The organism is Streptomyces sp. NPDC002573, from assembly GCF_042889625.1.
In the GTDB taxonomy this organism is placed as follows: Bacteria; Actinomycetota; Actinomycetes; order Streptomycetales; family Streptomycetaceae; genus Streptomyces; species Streptomyces gibsoniae.
Map to the genome: position 1 here is coordinate 23,240 of NZ_JBIARC010000029.1, position 15,868 is coordinate 39,107.

At 71.5% G+C, this 15,868-nt stretch carries 9 protein-coding genes; 6 read left to right on the forward strand and 3 right to left on the reverse strand.

Going from position 1 to position 15,868, the window contains the following annotated elements; genetic code table 11:
* Positions 1–9: 9 nt before the first annotated feature.
* Positions 10–879: an alpha/beta fold hydrolase gene (locus ACFYX0_RS25670; protein ID WP_388973423.1), complete on the reverse strand. Its 870-nt coding sequence runs from the start codon at positions 877–879 to the stop codon at positions 10–12.
* A 208-nt stretch (positions 880–1,087) separates the two neighbouring features.
* On the opposite strand from ACFYX0_RS25670, the gene ACFYX0_RS25675 reads away from it, so the two are divergent.
* From ACFYX0_RS25675 to ACFYX0_RS25690, 4 genes are all read left to right on the forward strand, one after another.
* Positions 1,088–1,615, forward strand: a complete 528-nt coding sequence (locus tag ACFYX0_RS25675) for a CGNR zinc finger domain-containing protein (protein ID WP_388973425.1) — start codon at positions 1,088–1,090, stop codon at positions 1,613–1,615.
* A gap of 135 nt (positions 1,616–1,750) precedes the next feature.
* The gene (locus ACFYX0_RS25680; protein ID WP_388973427.1) at positions 1,751–3,514 is read left to right on the forward strand and encodes an MOSC domain-containing protein; all 1,764 of its coding nucleotides are present in this window, start codon (positions 1,751–1,753) and stop codon (positions 3,512–3,514) included.
* Between the two features lie 582 nt (positions 3,515–4,096).
* Positions 4,097–8,188, forward strand: coding sequence for an AAA family ATPase (locus ACFYX0_RS25685; protein WP_388973429.1), 4,092 nt, complete (start codon positions 4,097–4,099; stop codon positions 8,186–8,188).
* A 309-nt stretch (positions 8,189–8,497) separates the two neighbouring features.
* Positions 8,498–9,124 carry a GntR family transcriptional regulator gene (locus tag ACFYX0_RS25690; protein ID WP_388973431.1) on the forward strand — a complete coding sequence of 209 codons (627 nt, stop codon included), beginning with the start codon at positions 8,498–8,500 and terminating at the stop codon, positions 9,122–9,124.
* Between the two features lie 22 nt (positions 9,125–9,146).
* Here ACFYX0_RS25690 and ACFYX0_RS25695 read toward each other — a convergent pair whose 3' ends face one another.
* Both ACFYX0_RS25695 and ACFYX0_RS25700 read right to left on the reverse strand, forming a co-directional pair.
* On the reverse strand, positions 9,147–10,358 hold the full coding sequence (locus ACFYX0_RS25695) for an amidohydrolase family protein (RefSeq protein ID WP_388973433.1): 1,212 nt from the start codon (positions 10,356–10,358) through the stop codon (positions 9,147–9,149).
* 138 nt (positions 10,359–10,496) lie between these two features.
* Positions 10,497–11,432 carry an MIP/aquaporin family protein gene (locus ACFYX0_RS25700; RefSeq protein ID WP_388973435.1) on the reverse strand — a complete coding sequence of 312 codons (936 nt, stop codon included), beginning with the start codon at positions 11,430–11,432 and terminating at the stop codon, positions 10,497–10,499.
* Between the two features lie 403 nt (positions 11,433–11,835).
* On the opposite strand from ACFYX0_RS25700, the gene ACFYX0_RS25705 reads away from it, so the two are divergent.
* Both ACFYX0_RS25705 and ACFYX0_RS25710 read left to right on the forward strand, forming a co-directional pair.
* Entirely contained in the window at positions 11,836–13,776 is a 1,941-nt protein-coding gene (locus tag ACFYX0_RS25705; protein ID WP_388973532.1) for an NAD-binding protein, read from the forward strand.
* 212 nt (positions 13,777–13,988) lie between these two features.
* Positions 13,989–15,827, forward strand: a complete 1,839-nt coding sequence (locus tag ACFYX0_RS25710) for a prolyl oligopeptidase family serine peptidase (RefSeq protein ID WP_355912352.1) — start codon at positions 13,989–13,991, stop codon at positions 15,825–15,827.
* The last annotated feature ends 41 nt before the right edge of the window (positions 15,828–15,868 follow it).

Below are 15,868 nucleotides of genomic sequence, written 5' to 3' on the forward strand. Positions count from 1 at the left end.
CGTCAGGAGTCAGGGGAGGACGCGGGCGAGGAAGCCGCGGATGTGCTCGGTGATGGTGTCGAGGTGGCTTTCCAGGGCGAAGTGCCCGGAGTCCAGCAGATGGATCTCGGCATCGGGCAGATCCTGGGCGAACGCCGTGGCGCCGTCGGGGCCGAAGATCTCGTCGTTTGCGCCCCAGACCGCCAGCAGCGGGACCCGGGAGTCGCGGAAGTACCGGTGGACCTGCGGATAGAGGTCCACGTTGGCGGGGTAGTCGCGGAAGAGCCTGAGCTGGATCTCGGCGTTGCCGGGGCGGTCCAGCAGTGCCTGGTCGTGGACCCAGTTGTCGGGGCTGACCAGGCTCGGGTCGGCGACACCGTTCAGGTACTGCCAGCGGGTGGTCTCGGGTGTCAGGGCGCTCCGCATGGCGGCCTCGTTCTCCGGTGCCGGGTCCTTGGCGTAGGCGAAGACGCCGTCCCAGAAGGGCTTCACGAACCCCTCCTCGTAGGCGTTGCCGTTCTGGGTGATGATCGCCGTGATGCGGTCCGGGGCCTGGAGGGCGAGCCGCCAGCCGATGGGGGCGCCGTAGTCCTGCACGTACAGCGCGAACCGGTCGATGCCCAGGTGCTGGAGCAGGCCGGCGGTGACCTCGGTGAGGGCCTCGAAGGTGTACGGGAAGTCCTGCGGAGCGGGCGTCGCGGACTGGCCGAAGCCGATGTGGTCCGGGGCGATCACGTGGTATCGGTCGGCGAGCGCCGGGATCAGGTGGCGGAACATGTGCGAGCTGGTCGGGAAGCCGTGGAGGAGTACGACGGCGAGTGCCGCAGGGTCGCCGGCCTCCCGGTAGAAGACGTCGAGACCGTTGACGGTGGCGGGGCGGTGGTGGACTGGGGAGCCCATATCCCTAACCCTTCTGGAAGTTTTTACTGGTTATCCCATCCAGTCGAGCACGCCCCCTCTAACCTGTCAAGATGGACATCGAGGTTAGACTGAAGGTGCCATCTCCTCTCTCAAGCCTCCGTCCGCGGGCGGTCGGCAGCCAGCGCAGTCGGCGCAGCCCCGGCGGCCGGGTAACCTGTCTAGCAGGCTTGTGCGGTTAGGAGGCGCGGTGACGGACGACCGGGAAGAGCAGCGGGCGCGGCAGGACGTTCTGCTGGAGCTCCTCAACAGCACGCCGGTGGTCAACGGCGTGGTCCAGGACCAGCTGGCGGATCCGGCAGCGGCCAGGTCCTGGCAGCAGGCCCACGGCGGCAGCGGTACGGCAGAGGAGCACCGGCACCTTCTTCAGGCGCGTGACGCCCTCCAGGACGTGGTGCGCGGCACCCGGCCCGCCGCGTCGCTGGCCCCGCTCCTGAAGGACGTCACGTCCCGTCCGCACCTCATGCCCGCAGGGGTGTCGTGGGAGCTGGACACCCCTGCGGAGCGCCGGATGGCGGTGGAGGCGGTCATGGCGTGGAGCGGGCTCCAGGAGGCGATGCCCGGCCGGCTGCGAGCGTGCGCCAACCCGGAGTGCCGGCTGTTCCTCATCGACCGCAGCAAGACCAACAAGGGCCGCTGGTGCTCGATGGCCGTCTGCGGCAACCGCATGAAGGCGCGGCGCCACTATCAGCGGACCCGCGACACCGCGGGCGAGTGACGCCTCCGGGACGGGCCTCCGCCGGATACTCCATGTGATCGTCCGGGTGCGGCACGGCACGGTCCGTCGCCTTGCGCCGTGCGCAAGGAGCGGGTTCCCTCAGGAAAAGTGGGGGCTCGGCGCAGGAGGTCCGCAATGGCGACGCTGTTGTCCGTCAACGTGGGAATGCCCAAGGACGTCCCCTGGCAGGGCAGGACCGTCCACACCGGGGCCTGGAAGTCGCCCGTGCACGGCTCGCGGATGGTGCGGCGGCTGAACGTCGAGGGTGACGGGCAGGGCGATCTGGCCGGGCACGGCGGCGAGATCCGTGCCGTTCTCGTCTACCAGTTGCAGTCCTACCAGTACTGGCAGAAGCAACTCGGCCGGGACGACCTGACGTTCGGCGTCTTCGGGGAGAACTTCACCGTCGACGGCCTGCCCGACGACGAGGTGTGCATCGGTGACCGCTACCGCATCGGCGAGGCCGAGTTCGAGGTCACCCAGCCGCGCGTCACCTGTTATCGCGTCGGGATGCGCCTGGGCGAACCCACCATGGCCGCCCAGCTGGTCGCCCGCCACCGCCCCGGCTTCTATCTGCGTGTCCTCAGCGAGGGGCGCGTCCAGGCCGGTGACGAGATCACCCTGATCCGCAAGGGTCCCGAGGAACTCAGCGTCGCCGACACCGACGCGCTGCTCTACCTCCCCGACCGCGACCCCGCGAAGCTGCGCAAGGCGCTGAACATCCCCGCCCTCAGCCCCGGATGGCAGCAGTCCTTCCGCGAACTCGCCGCCACCCGGCAGCCCCAGCAGGAACCGGGATGGCCGGGCGAACTCACCGCCTGCCGGCAGCCCCGGGAAGAACCGGGATGGCCGGGCTTCAAGACCATGCGCGTCGCCCGTATCGTCTCCGAGACCCCCACCGTCTCGTCGCTATATCTCGACACCACCGACGACAGGCCCCTGCCCGAGGCCTGCGCCGGACAGTACCTCTCCCTCCGTCTCGCCGTCGGCGAAGCGGCCCCCGCCGTGCGCAGCTACTCCCTGTCCTCCACCCCCACCGCGGGCACCTATCGCATCAGCGTCAAACACGAGCCCCACGGGAAGGTCAGCGGCTTCATCCACAGCACGCTGCGCCCCGGGGATCTCGTGGACGTCGCCAGCCCACGCGGGACGTTCGTGCTCGAAGGGGGCACCCGCCCGGTCGTCCTCGTCTCCGCGGGGATCGGCGCCACTCCCGTACTCGCCATGCTGCACCAGCTCGCCGCGGCACGGGACACACGCCCCGTCTGGTGGATCCACATCGCCCACGACCGCGCCCATCATGCCTTCGCCGCCGAGGTCCGGGCGCTGCTGGCCCAACTCCCCCACGCCCACCAGCACATCTACTACACCGCGGAGGCCGCCCTCCGTCCCGGCGAGCCCGACGTCACCCAGGGCCGCCCGGCCCCTTCGTCGCCCGCGGCCGTGGGCATCCCCACCGACGCCGACGCCTACCTCTGCGGACCGACCGCCTTCATGGACGACTTCGGCGGTTATCTACGGGATCACGGTCTGCGTCCCGAGCGGATCCACACGGAACGGTTCAGCGCGCTCCCCGCCATCAATCCCGGCGTGGCGCCCACTGCCGCGGTCCGGCCCCATCAGCCGCCCGGGCCGCCGGGCACCGGCCCTTCCGTCACCTTCGCCCGCAGCGGCGTCACCACCCCCTGGACACCCGCTCACGGCTCGCTGCTCGACCTCGCCGAGGCCTGTGACATCCCGACCCGCTGGTCCTGCCGTACGGGCGTCTGCCACACCTGCATCACCCACCTTGTGTCAGGCGACATCACCTACACCACCCCGCCCCTCGAACTGCCCGAAGCCGGCACCATCCTCGTCTGCTGCAGCGAGCCGACCACCGAAGTCGTGCTCGACCTCTAGTACCCCAACAGGCGGGGCACTGGCTCCGATCAACCTCTGGCCTCCGTAGGCGTCCAACTCAGTGAGCGGTCGGCTCCGGTCGGCGCCGGGTTGCCGGGGGCCGGCCACGACGTGGGCGGGTCCGGAGACGGAGAAGTGGGGTGGCTGCCAGGGTGAGCGGTGAGTTGAGGCCGAAGCCATGTGCATCGCGGCGCTCGGTACCGGTCCCTCCCCTCGTGGGGACCGGTACCGAACGGCGCGGATCGGCGGGAGGCCGGATCCGTGACCGACGCGACAGCGGTGTCCGGGATGCATCCCGGCTCCACGGATCGCTTCGGCTCCCGCGGCCAGACCGTCGCCTCCACCCCGTCACTGCGGCGGAGGCGACCGAGAACGTGCGTCGTGAGGTGACTCTCGAACGCCGGGCCAGTGGCTTGTTCCTGACGATGCGCTTTGGTGCGCTCTGGGTCATGATCCTGCCAGTCGGTAGGTCCCCCCGAGGAGGCTCCGATGTCAAACCGGCAGCTTCATCGCAGGTCAGCCGTATAAAGTGAGTTTTCCGGTCCGGATGTCCAGCTGCGGGGGAAGTAAGGAGAGAAGGCCTTGAGCTCCGACTCAGGGGCACGCACAGCCTTCGCGGAACGTCTCGCGTTGTTGTACAAGGAGGCTGGCAACCCTCCTCTCAAGCGCGTGGCCGAAGCGGTCTACCGACTGCAGCGGGCCGACGAACGGGGGCGACCCGTACGGGTGTCGGCGCAGCGCATCAGCGACTGGCGGCGGGCCAAGAACGTGCCGGCCCAGTTCGCCGTGCTCGCCGCGGTGCTGCACGTCCTGATACCCCAGGCGCGGCGCGCGCGGCCCGCTCCGGTGTCCAAGGGCCTGTACGACGTGGCCCAGTGGCAGCGTCTGTGGGAGCGGGCGGTGGCCGATCCGGCCGGCGAACGGCCCGAGACGGCCCTCGAAGGGGAGGAACGGCCTCCGGCCGAGGCCCCGGACGTCAGCGGAGTGTGCCCGTACCGGGGTCTGGCCGCGTACCGGCGGCAGGACGCCGGATGGTTCTTCGGCCGGGAGCGGTGCACGGAGGCGCTCGTCGCCCAGCTCGGCGCGGCGGAGGAGTCCGGCGGGCTGGTCATGCTCGTGGGCGCCTCGGGAGCGGGAAAATCGTCCCTGCTGAACGCCGGTCTGGTGCCCGCGTTGCAGAACCGCGTGCTGAGCGACGAGGGCAGCCGGGCGCGAGAGGTCCTGCAGCTCGTACCTGGAAGCGATCCGCTCGGGCAACTGGTCCGGCAGGTCCCGGAACTTGCGCCCGTGATAGCCGACGCGAGGGCGAACGTCGCGTCGTCAGCTGCCGCGCGGGAAGCGGCGGCGCGAGACGCGGCCTCCAGGGAACCCGTGACCAAGGACCCCGCGACCATGGGCCCCGCCCTCAAGGACGCCTGCGCTCCGCACTTCCCGCACGCCGTGCGGGAGGCCGTCGCGGCCTGGGCTGGGCGTACGGCGTCCCCGTCCGCCCGGCCGGTCCTCATCGTGGACCAGTTCGAGGAGACGTTCACCCTCTGCGCCGACGAGGTGGACCGGCGCATCTTCATCCATCTGCTCCATGCCGCCTGCTCACCGGCCGGTCCCGGCGAGCGGGCCCCGGTGCAGATACTCCTCGGCATCCGCGCCGACTTCTACGAGCAGTGCCTCAGCCACCCCGAACTGTCCGACGCCCTGCAGCACCGCCATATGCTGCTCGGCCCGCTGACCACCGCGGAGCTGCGCGATGCGGTGACGGGTCCGGCCAAGGCCGTGGGACTCGAACTGGAACCGGGACTGGCGGAGCTGATCCTCCGTGAGGTGGGTGCGGACGGCCCGCGCGGCGCCCACAACGCGGGGGTTCTGCCGCTGCTGTCCCATGCCCTGCTCGCCACCTGGCAGCGCCGCAAAGGGGTACGGCTGACGCTGGCCGGCTACCGCGCGGCGGGCGGGATCCAGGGCGCGGTGGCGGCGACCGCCGAGCGGGCCTGGTCCAGTCTGGACCCGGCGGCACGCACGGCCGCGCGGCTGCTCCTGCTCAGGCTGGTGCGGCTCGGGGAGGACACCCAGGCCACCCGTCGCCGGGGCACACGGCGCCAGTTGTCACAGGAGTCGACGGACCCCGGCAAGACGGAGGAGTCCCTCGAAGCGCTGGTGCAGGCCCGGCTGGTGACCCTCGACGCGGACACCGTGGAGATCACCCATGAGGCGCTGCTCCACGCCTGGCCCCGGCTGCGGGACTGGATCGACGAGGACCGGAACGGCAATCTGCTGCGGCAGCGGCTGGAGGAGGACGGCCGGGCCTGGGAGGTCTCGGACCGGGACAACTCGCTGCTCTACCGCGGCTCCCGGCTCGAACAGGCCCGCGGCTGGGCGAAGTCCGCCGGGGACACCTATCTGACCCGCAGCGCCGTGCAGTTCCTGGCCGCCTCGGTCAGGCTGCGCCGGCGTACGGTCCTGATCAGCCGTGCCGCCGTAGCCGCGCTGGTCGTGCTCGCGGTGCTCGCGGCCGGTTCTGCGGTGGTCGCGTGGCGGCAGCGGGACGACGCCGTGTTCGAGCAGGTGCTCGCGGAGGCGGACCGGGTCCAGCACACGGATCCGTCGCTGGCCGCCCAGCTCGACCTGGTCGCGCACGACCTGCGGCCGGACGACAAGGGCACGTACAGCAGGCTGATCTCGATCGTGAACGCGCCCCTGGCCACTCCCCTGCTCGGTCACCACGGCGCGGTCTACCTCACCTCGTTCAGCCCCGACGGCAAGCTCCTGGCCACGGCCAGCTACGACCGGACCGTCCGGCTGTGGAACGTGGCCGACCGCAGCCGCCCCGAGCCGCTGGGCAAGCCCCTCACGGGTCACACGAGCTGGGTGAGCAGTGCCGTCTTCAGCCCGGACGGGCACACCCTCGCCAGCGCCGGGGACGACGGAACGATCCGGCTGTGGGACGTGACCGATCCCGCCCGTCCCACATCTCTCGGCGCGCCCCTGACGGGCCATGAGGGCACGATCTATCTGATCGCCTTCAGCCCGGACGGGCACACGCTGGCCTCCGCCGGCGAGGACCGCACCGTACGCCTGTGGAACGTGGCCGACCCGCGCAAACCGAAGCCGCTCGCCTCGCTGGGCGGTCACACGGCCGCCGTGCGCTGCGTGGCGTTCAGCCCCGACGGGCGCATGCTCGCGGCGGGGGGCGACGACGACACCATCCAGCTGTGGAACATGGCCGATCCACGCCACCCCGTGCGGCTGCGGACGCTCACCGGCCACACGGACCTGGTGCACTCGGTGGCCTTCAGCCCCGACGGGCACACGCTCGCCAGCGGCAGCGCCGACGACACCATCCGGCTGTGGAACGTCTCCGACCCCAGGCACGCGGAGTCGATCGGCTCGCCGCTCACCGGCCACACGGGGGCCATCTGGTCCGTGGCCTTCAGCCCCGACGGGGGGCGGCTCGCCGCCGCGAGCGCGGACAGCACGGCGAGTCTGTGGAACGTCAGCGACCCGAACTGGCCCTCGCAGGTCGGGGAGCCGCTCGCGGGCGGCAGCGGCGAGATGTACGCCCTGGGGTTCAGTCCGGACGGCCGTACGCTCGCCACCGGCAGCGGTGACAGCAAGGTCCGTCTGTGGTCGATCCCGGCCTCGGACATGGCCGGCCGCAACGGGGTGTTCCGCCCGGACGGCAAACTGCTCGCCACGGTCGCGAGCGACGGCAGGATCCGGCTGTGGAACGTGGCGGTCCCCGGCCACCCCCAGCTCATGAGCAAGCCCTTCATGCCCGCCGACGGCGGCCAGCGGTCGCTGGTGTTCTCCCCCGACGGCCGCACGCTCGTGGTGCTGACCGACAAGGAGTCGGTGTACCTGTGGAACGTCACCGATCCGACCCGTCCGGTCGCCACCGGGCCGCGCCTGCCCCTGAGGACCCGGTTCATGGGGTCGTACGCCCTGGCGTACAGCCCTGACGGACGGGTCCTGGCCACCGCCTACGACCAACGCACCATCCAGCTGTGGGACGTCAGCGACCTCTCCCGCGCCGTCGCGCTCGGCAAGCCGCTCACCGGGCACCGGGGCTTCATCAACGCCCTCTCCTTCAGCCCGGACGGGCATACGCTCGCAAGCGGCAGCGCGGACAGCACCGTACGGCTCTGGGACGTGACCGACCCCGCTCATGTGGCACCGCTCGGCGAACCGCTCACCGAGCACTCCGGGCCGATCAACGCGCTCGTCTACAGCCCCGACGGCCATACGCTGGCCAGCGGCAGCGACGACGACACCGTACGGCTCTGGAACGTCACCGACCCGCACACGGCGAGCGAGCTGGGTCCCCCGCTCACCGGCCACACCGAGGCGGTCACGTCGCTGACGTTCAGCAGGTCCGGGCAGACCCTGGCCAGCGGCGGCAACGACAACACCGTACGGCTGTGGGACGTCGCCCGGCCGCAGTCGGCCACCCCCATCGGCCAGTCGATGAGTCCCTACGCCAAGACGGGCAACTTCCTGTCCTTCAGCCCCAACAGCCATGTGCTCGGGGTGTCGAGCGGCTCGGACACGATCCGTCTGTGGCGCCTGGACTCCGACGAGGCGATCCAGCACATCTGCTCGGTCACCCGAGGCGTGCTGACCCCGCAGCGGTGGCACGAGTATCTGCCCCGGCTCTCGTACAGACCGCCCTGCGGCGGGTGAGGGTGCCGGGCGGCCCACGGGCGGATGTCACGTGATCCCGCTCACAACTCGCCGCTACGGCCGAGCAGTCGGCTCCCGCTGCCCGAGCGGCGTTGTTACGCTGGACCACAGCCCGATCGCTGGTGCATCCCCCGTCGCCAGCGGTCGGGCGCTTCCATGCCCGGGTGCGGGCCCTTCCGAGGACGCGGTTCCCGACGACCGGCGCGCTCCACCGGCCGGGCCCTCGGGCGGTCGTACGCTGATCTCCGGCCGTCGGCCGGCCCCGCCCGCCGCCGCGCCGGGCCCCAGACCCCGGATCGGGGAGCACCCGTGCCCAAGCCGTACGAGGGGATCGCGGACGATCTCCGGCGCCGCCCGCGCATCGCGGTCGTCCGCGACAACGGGCGCCATCAGTGGGAGAAGAACCGGGCGCGCGAGCCCCTGGCCGAGCGCGCCCGGACCGGCGCCACGGAACACGACACCGGCCTGAGGCGCCAGGACCTCACGATCCGGGCGAGATACCGCGAGATCGAGGCGCCCCCGGAGCTGGCGGAGGCGTTCGGGGTGCCCGAGGGCACCGCGCTCGTCGAACGGACCTACCGGACGCGGTGTGTGTCGGGGTCAGCCCCGTTCGGCCTGGTGACCTCGTATCTGGTCCGCGAACTGGTCGCCGCGAACCCGGATCTCCTGGACGAGCGCAACGAGCCCTGGCCCGGCAGCACCCAGAACCAGCTGTTCACGGTGGGCATCGAGGTGGAGCGGGTCGAGGAACGGATCACGGCACGCCCGCCGACTCCGCAGGAGGCCGAGGAGCTGGAGCTGCCGCCGGGCACGCCGGTGATCCTCCTCCGGAAGACGTCGTACGACATCGACGGCCGGGTGGTGGACGTCTGTGATGTCACGCTGCCCGGCGACCGCACGGAGCTGGTCTTCACCACGCCCCTGGAGAGGTGGTGAGCCGGGTGGACGGGTAGCCGGCTCATCGGTCGAAGGGCAGGTCCAGCATCCTGATGGCGTTGCCGCGCAGCAGCTTGTACGTCACGTCGGCGGGCAGTCCGGCCACATGCTCCGCCGCCACCTGCCGGGTGTGCGGCCAGGTCGAGTCGACGTGCGGGTAGTCGGTCTCGAAGGTCGCGTTGTCCACGCCGACGGTGTCGATCGCCTCGATGCCGTGCCTGTCGCGGAAGAAGCAGCAGAAGATCTGCCGGTAGTAGTACGACGACGGCGGCTCCGGGATCAGGTCCCTGACCCCGCCCCAGGCCCGGTGCTCCTCCCACACGTCGTCGGCGCGCTCCAGGGCGTACGGGATCCAGCCCATCTGCCCCTCGCTGTAGGCGAGCTTGAGCCGGGGGAACTTCACGAGGACCCCGGAGAAGAGGAAGTCCATCATCGACGCCATCGCGTTGTTGAAGCTGAGCGACGCCTGGACGGCGGGCGGGGCGTCGGGGGACGCGGCGGGCATCTGCGACGACGACCCGATGTGCATGTTGACGACGGTCCCGGTCTCCTCGCAGGCCGCGAAGAACGGGTCCCAGTAGCCGGAGTGGATCGACGGAAGGCCCAGATAGGTCGGGATCTCGCTGAAGGTCACGGCCCGGACGCCGCGTGCGGCGTTGCGCCGGATCTCCGCGACGGCCAGGTCGATGTCCCAGAGCGGTATCAGGCACAGCGGGACCAGCCGTCCTCCGCTGTCGCCGCACCACTCCTCGACCATCCAGTCGTTGTAGGCGCGGACACAGGCGAGCGCGACCTCCTTGTCGCCGGCCTCCGCGAAGGTCTGTCCGCAAAAGCGCGGGAAGGTCGGGAAGCAGAGCGATGCCTCGACATGGTTGAGGTCCATGTCCTCCAGCCGGGCCTTGGGGTCCCAGCAGCCGCGCCGCATCTGCTCACGGGTGATGCCGTCGAGGGTCATCTCGTCCCGGGAGAAGCCGACGGCCGCGATGATGCGCTTGTACGGGAACAGCTCGCCCTCGTACTGCCACCAGTCGGTGATCTGGCCTTCCGGGTCGGTGGTGAACCGGTACTTGCCGCCGACGTACTGGAGGTCACCGATGCCGGCGGTGAGGGGCTTCGGCCCTCGGTCCCGGTACTTGGCCGGGAGCCAGGTCTCGAAGAGGTGCGCGGGCTCGATCACGTGATCGTCCACGCTGATGACCTTGGGCAGGTCCTTTGTGCTGCCTTCCGTTCCCACTGCTTCTCCCCCTCAAAATCTGACGGAGCGTCAGATTCAAAAGTAGACGGCACCTACGGCGGCGGCAAGGGGCGGGGGCGCGGGCGGGACTTTCGCAGCACACCCAGTCCGTCTCGGGGCGGGACTTTCGCAGCACACCTAGTCCGTCTCGGGGCGGGTCCGGCCGATCTCCGGGGGTTCGGCCAGTTGCGACCGGGTGTGCAGGATGTCGCCGATGAAGAGGTCGTAGACGAGCACCCCGGTCACTCCGCCGATGAGGGGTCCGACGACGGGGATCCAGAAGTAGTCGCTGAAGGACCCCGCGAGGGTGCCGGGCAACGCGAGGTCCTGCCAGCCCGCGAGCCAGGTGAACAGACGCGGGCCGAAGTCCCGGGCGGGGTTGATGGCGTAGCCGGCGTTCGCTCCGTAGGACATGCCGATGGCGGCGACCGCGAAGCCGATCACCAGGGGGCCGAGATTGGCCTGCACGGCCGTGTTGCGCCGGTCGACGACCGCCACGATGAACATGACGAGAAAGGCCGTACCGACGATCTGGTCCACGAGCGGGCCCCAGATTCCGCCCTGATAGTAGGCCGCGGGAAACGTGCCGAAGATGGAGAAGGACGCGAGGGTGTGCCCGTTGGTCTTCGGGCCCGTCATGGCGCGGTCGAAGGTGTTGATCGCGTCGTGGTAGACGCCGTACACCAGCGCGGCCCCGGCGAACGCGCCGACCAGCTGCGACGCCATGTACGGAACCACCTTGAGCCAGGAGAACCCGCGGCGCACCGCGAAGGCCAGCGTCACCGCCGGGTTGAGGTGCGCGCCGCTGACGCCGCCGGCCACGTACACCCCGAAGGTCACGGCGAGCGCCCAGCCCCAGGAAATGAGGAGCCAGTCACCGGCGCCCAGGAAGAAGGTGGTGGGACCGGCCGTGCGGCCCGAACCCGGCAGCGCGGCGACCGCCATGGCCACCACACCGCACCCGAACGACACAAGGACGCACGTCCCCAGGAATTCCGCGAGGCATTCACCGAAAAGGCCCCCTCGGCTCCTGAGCCGTGAGGGATTTACCAGGGGCGGAATTTCCACGGCCATGACGGACCCCCTCAGGGAACGGTCCGGCCCGTGGAGCCGATGCCACCCATCCGGGCCTGCGTATTCGGATGTGACGACCTCCGCATTCCTCGCACGGAACACAGCACGACACAGAGCGGGAACACCACGAGTATGACTCAGAAAATGCACGGATCGCTGCCTTGTCCAGCACGATTACCCGTTCGGATGACACCGGATCGCGGGGGCGGTCGCCGCCTTTTCAGGAAAGGCGCCGAAGCCTTTCGGGGAGGGGCGCTCCGAAAGACCCGCCACGGAGGGGCTCATGGGGAGATCCTGCTCGGAAGCTCCCCCGCCCCTGTGGAACCGGCCTGTCCATAGGGCAGTCTTTCTCCTCGTGGCAGGCGTTCCGCAACAGAACGGGTCGAGCGACGCGGTCGCGCACATGGTGGTGTGCGGGGACGACGGACTCGCGCACCGGCTGGCCGCCGAGTTGCGCGGGGTGTACGACGAGCAGGTGACACTCGTCGTGCCACCCGCCACACGGGTCGCCCGGCAGCCGGTGGTGGGCCGTGCCCGCGCCTCCGCGCTGCTCGACCGGGTCTCCGCCGCCGTGACGCGCGCGGCGGGCAACGGCAACGGCAACGGCGCGGACGGTCGCACCGCCGGCGCCGGGGGCGTCCGCACCTCCCAGCCGCCCGGCGCGGTACGGCTGTTGGAGGCCTCGGAGGCCTCCGATGCCGTGCTCGCCGAGGCCGGGGTGGAGCGGGCGACGGCCCTCGCGCTCGTCTACGACGACGACGAGACCAACATCCGTGCCGCGCTCACCGCCCGCCGCCTCAACCCGCGCCTCCGGCTCGTGCTGCGGCTCTACAACCGGCGGCTCGGGCAGCACATCGAGGCGCTCCTCGACCAGGCGGCGACGCTGGCCTCCGGCGGGACCGACGGGGAGGCCGAGCCGTTCGACACGTCCACGACCGTCCTGTCCGACGCCGACACCGCCGCGCCCGCGCTGGCGGCGACGGCGGTGGCCGGCACCACCAAGGTGGTGCAGACCGACGGGCTGATGCTGCGGGCCGTGGAACGCCCGCCGCCGCGCCCCGGCGAGGTCGCCGACCCCGGACTGTGCACCCTGGCACTGCTGTCGGCGACGGCGAGCGATCCCGCCGGTGCCGACGGCTCCGAGGGCAGCGGCGAGCAGGGGCCGCAACTCCTGCCCGACGAACGGGCGATCGCCGGGGCCACCGGACGCGGCACGGTCGTCCTGGAGACCGTCTCCTACGCGGGTCCCGCGCTGCCCACCGGACGCAGCGTCGTCCCCCTGGGCTCGCTGGTCTCACGACGGCTGCGCTGGTCGTTCGCGGGAATCGTCGGCTGTGTCGTGGCGCTGGCCATCGCGTCGATGGCGGTCACCGGGGAACGTCCGCTGCGTGCCACGTACTTGACGCTGCTCGATCTGTTCGCGATCAACAACCCGGCCATCGGGGAGCCCGCGGGACGTCAGATCCTGCAACTGCTGTCCGGTCTCGTGGGGCTGTTGCTGCTGCCCGTGCTGGTGGCGGCCGTCCTGGAGGCGCTCGGCACCTTCCGCAGCGGGACCGCGCTGCGCAGGCCGCCACGCGGGCTGTCCGGCCATGTGGTGCTGCTCGGCGTCGGCAAGATCGGCACGCGGGTGCTCACCCGGCTGCGGGAGCTGAAGATCCCCGTGGTGTGCGTGGAGGGCGATCCGGAGGCGCGTGGCCTCGCCACGGCCCGGCGGCTGCGGGTGCCGGTCGTACTCGGCGACGTGACACAGGAAGGCGTCCTGGAGGCCGCCAAGATCCACCGGGCGCATGCGCTGCTCGCGCTGACCAGCGCCGACACCACCAACCTGGAGGCCGTCCTCTACGCCCGCTCCGTGCGGCCCGATCTGCGGGTCGTCCTGCGTCTGTACGACGACGACTTCGCGACCGCCGTGTACCGCACCCTGCGCGCCGCCCACCCGCACGCCCTGACCCGCAGCCGCAGCGTGTCGCACCTGGCCGCGCCCGCGTTCGCGGGGGCCATGCTGGGGCGGCAGATCCTGGGGGCTATCCCCGTCGAGCGGCGGGTGCTGCTGTTCGCCGCCGTGGACGTGGCCCGGCATCCGCAGCTGGAGGGTCGGACGGTCGCGCAGGCCTTCCGGGCGGGGGCCTGGCGCGTGCTCGCCCTGGACACCGCGGCACCCGGCGAGCGGGCCCTGGCGCCGGACCCCGAGACGGGCGGTCCGGGCCGTCCCTCCGGGCTGGTCTGGGACCTGCCGCCCACCTATGTCCTGCGGCCGGAGGACCGGGTGGTCCTGGCCGCTACGCGCCGCGGCCTGGCGGAGCTCCTGGGGCGCAGGCGGCGCGAGGGGGCGGGGGCTTAGGCGGGGCGGGGGCGCCGGGCGGGGCTTGGGCGCGGTCCGGCGGGGCGGGGGCGCCGGGTGGCACGAGGGGGTCGGGGCGGCGGCCGGGAGGCTTCGGTGGTGCGGCCATGCAGTCGTGCGGTCGTGCCTGGTCAGAGCGTTCCCCCGAAGAGTTTTCCACAGGCTGGGGACCTCGGCCGCACGATGCCGCCCGAGCCAGGCACTATGGGGCCATGACTGAGAGCAACGGGTCCACCTCGCCCGAGCGCGGCGAGGACATGCCGGACTGGGAGAAGCGCTTCCGGGCGCCGCGGGTGTCACTGCCGGACTGGGCGGAGGACGCGCCGCACCGCGCGTTGTTCGTCTCCAACGCGACGGGGACGTACGAGCTGTACGCGTGGGACCGCACCACGGGCGAGCAGCGCCAGGTCACGGACCGGCCGAACGGCACGACGGACGGGGCGCTCTCACCGGACGGCGAGTGGATCTGGTGGTTCGACGACACCGACGGGGACGAGTTCGGCATCTGGAGACGCCAGCGGTTCACCCCCGGCGCCTCGGGTGCGGACTCCGGGCCCGACGAGCCGGCGGCTCCCGGTCTCGCACCGTCGTACCCGGCCGGGCTCGTGATCGCGCGGGACGGGCGGACGGCGGTCGTGGGCCGCTCGACCGACGAGGACGGTTCGACGATCCATCTGGCACGGACCGGCCAGGACCCGGTCGAGATCTACCGGCACCGCGAGTCGGCCGGCGTGGGCGCCCTCTCGCACGACGGTGCGCTGATCGCCGTCGAGCACACCGAGCACGGCGACGCGATGCACTCGGCCCTGCGCGTGCTGCGGCCCGACGGCTCGTCGGTGGGAGAGCTCGACGACACCAAGGGTGGCAGGGTCGAGCTGGGCCTGGAGGTGCTGGGCTTCGCGCCGATCGACGGGGACACCCGCCTGCTGGTCGGGCACCAGCGGCGCGGCCGGTGGGAGCCGCTGGTGTGGGACGTCGCCTCGGGCGAAGAGACGGACCTGGCGCTGGAGCTTCCGGGCGACGTGGCCGCCGAGTGGTATCCGGACGGCTCCGCGCTGCTGATCATGCACAGCTTCGAAGCCCGCAGCGAACTGCTGCGGTACGACCTGGCGACGCACGAGCTGGTGCGGGTGCCCACGCCGCCGGGCACGGTGTCCGGCGCGACGGCCCGCCCCGACGGGACCGTGGAGTTCCTGTGGTCGTCGGCGGCCGAGCCGCCGGTGGTGCGGTCGACGTCGGGCGAGGTCGTGCTGGATCCGCCCGGGATGAAGTCGCCGGGGTCGGTTCCGGTGGAGGACGTCTGGGTGGAGGGCCCGGGCGGCCGTATCCACGCGCTGGTGCAGAAGCCGGCCGGGGCGACCGGGCCGCTGCCGACGGTGTTCGACATCCACGGCGGTCCCACCTGGCACGACAGCGACGCGTTCGCGGCGGGCCCGGCGGCCTGGGTGGACCACGGATACGCGGTGGTGCGGGTCAACTACCGGGGTTCGACGGGGTACGGACGCGAGTGGACGGACGCCCTCAAGCACCGGGTCGGGCTGATCGAGCTGGAGGACATCGCGGCGGTGCGGGACTGGGCGGTCTCGTCCGGACTCGCCGACCCGAAGCGGCTGGTTCTGACCGGCGGCTCCTGGGGCGGGTATCTGACCCTGCTCGGGCTCGGCACCCAGCCGGAGGCATGGACGATCGGGATCGCGGCGGTGCCGGTCGCGGACTATGTGACGGCATACCACGACGAGATGGAGTCGCTGAAGGCGATGGACCGGACCCTGCTCGGGGGCACGCCCGAGGAGGTGCCGGAGCGGTTCGAGGCGTCGTCGCCGCTGACGTACGTCGACGCGGTGCAGGCGCCGGTGTACATCTCGGCGGGGGTGAACGACCCGCGCTGCCCGATCCGCCAGGTCGAGAACTACGTGGCCCGGCTCACCTCACGCAAGGCCGTGCACGAGGTGTACCGGTACGACGCGGGACACGGCTCCCTGGTGGTCGACGAGCGGATCAAGCAGGTGCGGCTGGAACTGGACTTCGCGCAGCGCCATCTGGAGGGCTGACAGGCGGGACTCAGGTGCCCGGTCCGGCGTACGAGGAGGGC